This window comes from Campylobacter concisus, assembly GCF_902460595.1.
In the GTDB taxonomy this organism is placed as follows: Bacteria; Campylobacterota; Campylobacteria; order Campylobacterales; family Campylobacteraceae; genus Campylobacter_A; species Campylobacter_A concisus_BL.
The window spans coordinates 1-1108 of record NZ_CABPVA010000040.1; the positions used below are offsets into that span (position 1 = coordinate 1).

Genomic DNA, 1108 nt, shown 5'->3' on the forward strand with positions numbered 1-1108 from the left:
TCTGCAAATTTTAGTGATGTTTTTAACCAAAAAACCAAAGAAGAGAGCATTAAGCCAAGCCAAGAGCCAGCTAAATTTACTTATACAACTTCTTCACAAAACAGCCTCATCTCTTTAAATTTCAGTGATCTTCAAGCTTACGGCTACACAGTAGATAAAGCTGGCTTTATGGGAGCTGATTTTAACAAAGCAGCGGGCTTACCGCAAGACTTTAAAATCCATAAAAGCACACTTGATGAGATAGTTAGATACAACAACAAAACACATCTCTTCACACAAGATAGAAGTAAGCCTGCCTTTGAAAAGATAGACGTAGCTGATACTACAAAGCACTACTATAAACTTTTTAAAAGCATTGTGGGCGATGAAAAAGGTAGATATAGCGAAGCTGATCTAGCAAATTTGCCAAAAGGCTTTAGCATGGATACTAACCAAAAAACCTTTGGTAAAAATGCAAATTTCTTAAAAGATGTGAGCCTAATATCCGTTACAAATGTATATAAAACATTTGATCAAGTTAGTGATGCAAGGAGCGTTAGAGATGAGATTAGAGGCTTTGGAGTAAGCCACGAGGTCTATGAGCTAAATTTTAGCAAAGAGCATCTTGATGCAAAAGCCAGCGACGAATATACATTTAACCCTGATATGTCGGTATATCAAGCAGATGATACTTACAGCAGTGCTGGCGTGTTTGTGGGATTTTTAAAGAGCTTTAGTCCTATCGCCAGTGATAGTGGCGAGACGAAGCTTAGCGTGGAAGCAAGCTCTTACTCAAAGCTAATGAGTGAGCAAAGCTTAGCTGATGATATAGTGCCTCTCTCAAGGCTTTTGAAAAATGAGAAGATGATCAAATTTATCTTAGAAGAGCTACTAAAAAGGAATTTACTCACTTCAAAAGATGACAAAAGTGCTGGCGAGATAGTAGATAGTGTACTGGCTCATGCCACAAAGCTTCAAAATGAGACAAAAATCTAAATAGATAAATTTAAAAGGTGGCTGTCTTTAATCCATTAAGCCATCTTATTTAAAATTTGCTTCTTATCTATCTTTTGCATAAGCTCTAAGACGTCTATGCCTCTTTTTTCTTTGAAATTTAAAAGCTCTCTTG

The 1108-nt window shown here is 36.6% G+C and carries 1 protein-coding gene and 1 pseudogene; one reads left to right on the plus strand and one right to left on the minus strand.

The features are described from left to right. On the plus strand, nt 1-975 hold a 975-nt coding region (locus F3G86_RS10590; RefSeq protein ID WP_188116471.1), incomplete at its 5' end, for a Cj0814 family flagellar-dependent secreted protein. 35 nt (nt 976-1010) lie between these two features. On the opposite strand, the pseudogene F3G86_RS10830 reads toward F3G86_RS10590, so the two are convergent. Next, nucleotides 1011-1108, minus strand: a pseudogene (locus F3G86_RS10830) (cell surface protein); the annotation flags it as partial.